Source organism: Cellulomonas septica (assembly GCF_012396155.1).
In the GTDB taxonomy this organism is placed as follows: Bacteria; Actinomycetota; Actinomycetes; order Actinomycetales; family Cellulomonadaceae; genus Cellulomonas; species Cellulomonas septica.
In genome coordinates this window covers 1-4,739 of sequence record NZ_JAAXOY010000250.1, presented here as the reverse complement: position 1 = coordinate 4,739, position 4,739 = coordinate 1, and the positions used below count along the sequence as shown (strand labels likewise).

Genomic DNA, 4,739 nt, shown 5'->3' with positions numbered 1-4,739 from the left:
CGCTCGCACCCGAGGCCGCGGCGATCGACGCCGTGCTCGCGGCCGCGGACCCGCACCCGGGCACGGCGGCGGCAGGGTCGGTCGACGGTCTCGGGTCCGGGGCACTCGACCTGGACGCCTGCTTCGCCGAGGCGCACACGGTGGTCCGGTCGCTCGCCGCGCGGTGAGACAGGCGGACGGAGCGCTCCCCGATGCTCCCGAGATGCGAGCTTCGTCGCCCCGCTGAGATGCTGTGGCGCCCGGACCGATCCCGGTCTCGACGATGACGGAGAACCGCCCGTGCGCCGCACCCGCACCCTCACCGCTGCCGCCGCCGCTCTGCTGACGGCAGGCGCCGCCCTCGCCGGAGCCGCCCCCGCCTCGGCCGCCCCGACCCTCGACCTCGTCGTCCAGAAGAACGGCGTGTGGAAGGGCTACGCCTCGGTCAACGGGTCCACCGGACGGCTGTGCGTCCGCGCGTACCACTCGACGCCGGGGGCCGTCGCCGTCGCGAACGTCTGGTACGAGGGGCAGCTGCTCGGCCGCGTGTCCGACCCGGGCGGCGACTCGGAGCCCACGTGCGGGTACACGCGCACCGACCCGGGCTACTGGGCGGGTCTCGAGCTCCTCTTCCACCCCGAGACCGGGAGCACCCTGCGCGCGTACGACAACTTCTTCTTCCCGCGCTGATCGATCACGGCCGCCCGGTCGTCACGGACGTCCACCGGCCGGGGCGGTCGACGCTCCGAAGGACCCGCCCGTCTGCCCCAGCGGCGGCGACAGCGGCGACTGCCCGGGTGCACGACGTCGGAGCGCGGCCTGTCAGCCGATGAGCAGGCCGAGCCCGGCGAGGAACCCGATACCCGCGAGGACGGACAGGAGCGCCCAGGCGCGCGCGTGGGGGAGCCGGCGGCCGAACACGACCGCAGCGAGGACGAAGAGCGCGCCCGGGACACCCCAGATGAGCCACGTCGCGCCGAAGTTGAACCATCCCTGGACGCTCATGTCGCTGACGCCCTTGTCGAGCGGCTCCATGAGCCCGGCAAGGGTCGCCGTCTTCACGACGGTCTCCGCGAGCGGGTAGGCGAGCTGGACGGCACCGGCGCCCCAGAGCCCGCCGAGCACGACCCGACCAGGTAGCCGCCTCCCCCAGGACTGGATGGACGCCAGCGCCACGGCGACCGTCACCAGGCGCAGGGCGATCGCGAGGACGACGACCTCCTGGTCGGCCGTCCCGCCGCCTCGCACCCGGGACCAGATCAAGGCGCCACCCGCGACGAGGCAGAAGGTGCCGACCCAGGCGGCGGCGAGCACGGCCGGCCAGCGCGGGGCGGGGTTCCCGGGGTCGACGGCCGGCGGTGCGGCTCTCGGTGTCATGCCTCGACGGTGGCCGTCCGGGCTACGGGCGCCGCTCCCCACGACGCCCGCGGCCGGTGCAAGCACGACTGGTGCGACCCGCGGGGCAGCGCGAGCGAGCAGGCGACACCGCGGGCACGCGCGTGCAGCTCTGGGACTGCAACGGCGGCACCAACCAGCAGTGGACCTCGCAGGCCGACGGCACGATCCGCGGCGTGCGGTCCGGGCTGTGCCTCGACGTCGACCGCAACCTCACGGCCAACAACACCGCCGTGCTGCTGTGGAAAGGAACGCGTCGTCCTCGGTCGCGTAGGCCGCGAAGAGCCCGAAGGCGCCGGCCCACCGGTCGTAGCCGGCGAGGATGCTCGGCAGGTCGCGCTCGCGGACCAGCTCGGGCGCCGTCGGCTCGCCGCCGGACAGGAAGCGCATGACGGCCGGGTCGCTGTCGAGCTCGACGAGCAGGTCGGCGTCGTCGGCGCGGAAGGGGCGCAGCGTCACGCGGTGCGTGCGGAGGTAGGTGTGCACGGGGGCAAGCATGCCCCGACGCGTGCGGCGGCCCGGACCGTCCGCGCCGGCGCCGCCGCCTTGTGCCGCGACGGGCCCGGGCGCACGATGGCGGGACGCGTCAGGTCGAGGGGGGACCATGGCTGGTCGGGGGGGACGTCGTCGCGCGCTCGCGGGCGCGGCGGTCGGGGTGGTGCTGGTCGTCGCCGGGGCGTCATCGTCGGCGGCCGCCGCGGAGCCGCCACCCACGCTGTGCAGCGACATCCCCGGCTCGTCGCTCGTGGAGCAGAGCGTCGAGGGCGACCTGGTGGTCGACGTCGACTGCTGGATGTTCCGCGGGACGGTGCACGGCGACGTCACCGTGCTCGCGGGGGCGACGTTCTCGGTCGGGCGCGCGACGGTCGACGGCGACGCCGAGGTGGCCGGACGGCTCGAGCTCGGGGACTCGCGGGTGCACGGCGACGTGACCCTGACCAGCAAGGACACGGCGTCGCTGAAGATCTGGGTCGGCGACGGCGCCGGCGGCTCGGTCGACGGCGACGTGACGGGCGTGGCGGCCGACGTCTTCCTCGAGGCGGCACGCCTCTGGGGCTCGTACGACGTCGAGGTGCGCGACGCGACGCGCGTCCGCGGCCGGTCGGAGCTCATGGGTCCGGCATCGGTGACGGGCGGGCGGCTGCTGGTCCACGGCGCGACGTTCTACGGCGGCCTCACGAGCACCGGGTCCGGCGACGTGCTCGTCTGCGGCGCGACGGTCGCCGGGGACCTGCGGGTGACGGGCCTGACGGACTTCGCGAGCATCGGTGCCGAACCGCGGCGGGACCAGCGCGACTGCTACGTCCTGGTGACCGGCTCGCTCGTGCTCGTCGACAACCCGCACAGCGTCGACCTGGGGTACGTCGCGGTCGCGCGCGACCTGGTCTGCACCGGTAACACCGGGCCCCGCGGCGTCACCGAGACGAGCTGGACCGAGGTGCACGGCGACCGCACGGGGCAGTGCGTGCGCTGAGACGGATCCCGTCCGCCGCCACGACGGCCGGCGGGTGTGCGGGGGCGTCCCGTCGCCGACCCGCCGACCAGGTCACTCCTCGACGGGCGTGTCCTGGTCGGTGACCTCGACGACGACGTCCACGCCGTCCGTGACCGCCTCGGCCTTCTCCTCGAGCGCGCGCCGCGCGTCGTCGTCGAGCGCGTCACCCTGCGTCCGGACGGTCACGACGACCCGGTCGCGGTCCGGCTCGTAGCGCGCGTCCTTCGGGTGCGGGTCGTCCGCGAGGGCGTCGAGCACCGCGAGATCGAGCGCGGCGTACCCGGCGTCCGGCTGACCCGTCGAGGGCGCGGAGGTCGACGGGACGTCGTCCGACGCCCCGTCGACCTGCCCCGCGCACGCGCCCGCCCCCGCGACGAGCGGCACGAGCGCGACGATCGCCGGGAGCCACCCGGGGCGGGCGCGCTTCCCGGAGCCCGTCATCAGCTCGTCTTCACCGTCACGGAGCCGGAGATCGACCCGACCCAGGCGATCGGGGTGACGTAGGAGCCGCCCGAGTTGCTCCCCGTCGTGAAGCCGTAGCCCGTGTACGCCACGAACCACGGACCGCCGGAGTCACCGCCGGACGTCACCTTGTCCTTCGTGTAGTAGAGGTTGCACCAGACGTTGCCGGACGAGAACGTCACGCAGCCCGCGTACGACTCGACCGTCGACGACCCGTACCCGGTCGTCTTGCCGTACTTGAACAGCAACGACCCGGAGGACACGATCCCGGTGGCGTTGATGGTGCGCAGCGTCGAGGAGTCGATCCGGAACTTGTTCTCGGGCGTGTCCCCGCTCAGCGCGGTGAACCGCACGTCCCGGTTGTTCGACGCCACGTACGTGCTGCCCGTGCGGTCCCCGTCGTACGTCGACGGCTTGGTCGTGCAGTGGGCCGACGTCGTGATCCCGTAGGCGGTGCCGCGCTTGGCCATGAACCCGCCGGTGCAGCCGCCGTAGACCTCGCCGCCCTGGGTCGTGTTCTCCTGCGGGACGTCGGCCGCGGGCTCGTACGCGACGACGACCGCGGGACCTGCCGCGGACCTCGCGGCCGACCGGTCGAGCGCGCCGTCGACCCGCTCGGCGGTGGCCGCCACCTCGTCGGTCCAGGCGGTGACCTGCACGGAGTTCGTCTCGGCGTCGTAGCGCGCCGCGGTGTTCTCCACACCCGCGGCCTGGAGCTGCTCGATGGCGGCGAGCTCGACGTCCGACCGCCCCACGTACGGCACCGCGCCCGGCGCGGCCGTCTCGACCGTGGTGCCGGAGGCGGCGAGCTGCGCGGCGAGCGCGTCGGCGCCGTCCGCGACGACGACCGTCCCGCGCGCACCGTCCCACGCGAAGTCGACGACGTCGGCCGGGTGCGCCGCGACGGTGCGGGCGACGAGGTCGTTGAACGCGTTCTGCCCCCGGGTGGCCCGCTGCTCCTGCGCGACCCGACGGGCGTCGTCGCGGTCCTCCCGTCCGGGACGGCCGGGGTCCGCCTGGGCGGCGGAGAGCCCGAGCGACACCACCGCCCCGGTGGCGATGACGACGGACAGGACTGATCTGTGGACGTGCTGGAACATGCGGTTGCCCCCCGCTGGTCGACGTCGGCGCCGAAGCGGCAGCAACGGCGCAAATCGGACGCTAGCAGCGGGCCGATCGCGCGGGATAGGGCGGTCTCACGCCGTCTCGCGCCGGCCGGCAGCCGTCCCGCCGTCCGGCGTGCGCGCCGCCGCGGCGAAGGCGACGGCCCCGACGACGGTGACGGCGACGCCCCACCAGAGCAGCCCATCAGTACGCCCCGCTCCGCGCGACGACGACCTTGACGGTGCGGGCGAGGATCAGCAGGTCGGTGAAGAGCGTCCAGTTCTCGACGTAGGAGACGTCGGCG

At 74.5% G+C, this 4,739-nt stretch carries 6 protein-coding genes and 1 pseudogene; 3 read left to right on the top strand and 4 right to left on the bottom strand.

The window, feature by feature from the left end; translation table 11 throughout:
• Positions 1-279: 279 nt before the first annotated feature.
• On the top strand, positions 280-669 hold the full coding sequence (locus HGA02_RS10795; RefSeq protein WP_168679011.1) for a hypothetical protein: 390 nt from the start codon (positions 280-282) through the stop codon (positions 667-669).
• A gap of 132 nt (positions 670-801) precedes the next feature.
• Here the strand turns inward: HGA02_RS10795 and HGA02_RS10790 are convergent, their stop codons facing one another.
• On the bottom strand, positions 802-1,356 hold the full coding sequence (locus HGA02_RS10790; RefSeq protein ID WP_168679010.1) for a hypothetical protein: 555 nt from the start codon (positions 1,354-1,356) through the stop codon (positions 802-804).
• Between HGA02_RS10790 and HGA02_RS21680 the strand changes: the two are divergent.
• A pseudogene (locus tag HGA02_RS21680) lies at positions 1,338-1,562 on the top strand (hypothetical protein); the annotation flags it as partial. The gene HGA02_RS10790 and the pseudogene HGA02_RS21680 sit on opposite strands and share 19 nt — an antisense overlap.
• A gap of 25 nt (positions 1,563-1,587) precedes the next feature.
• Here the strand turns inward: HGA02_RS21680 and HGA02_RS21675 are convergent.
• Complete coding sequence (locus HGA02_RS21675; RefSeq protein WP_210728435.1) at positions 1,588-1,860, bottom strand: GNAT family N-acetyltransferase; 273 nt, start codon at positions 1,858-1,860, stop codon at positions 1,588-1,590.
• A gap of 118 nt (positions 1,861-1,978) precedes the next feature.
• On the opposite strand from HGA02_RS21675, the gene HGA02_RS10775 reads away from it, so the two are divergent.
• On the top strand, positions 1,979-2,848 hold the full coding sequence (locus tag HGA02_RS10775) for a hypothetical protein (RefSeq protein WP_168679009.1): 870 nt from the start codon (positions 1,979-1,981) through the stop codon (positions 2,846-2,848).
• 72 nt (positions 2,849-2,920) lie between these two features.
• On the opposite strand, the gene HGA02_RS10770 is transcribed toward HGA02_RS10775, so the two are convergent.
• Positions 2,921-3,310, bottom strand: coding sequence for a hypothetical protein (locus tag HGA02_RS10770; RefSeq protein WP_168679008.1), 390 nt, complete (start codon positions 3,308-3,310; stop codon positions 2,921-2,923).
• Entirely contained in the window at positions 3,310-4,431 is a 1,122-nt protein-coding gene (locus HGA02_RS10765; protein WP_168679007.1) for a chymotrypsin family serine protease, read from the bottom strand. The genes HGA02_RS10770 and HGA02_RS10765 overlap by 1 nt, the downstream gene beginning before the upstream one ends.
• Positions 4,432-4,739: the final 308 nt, after the last annotated feature.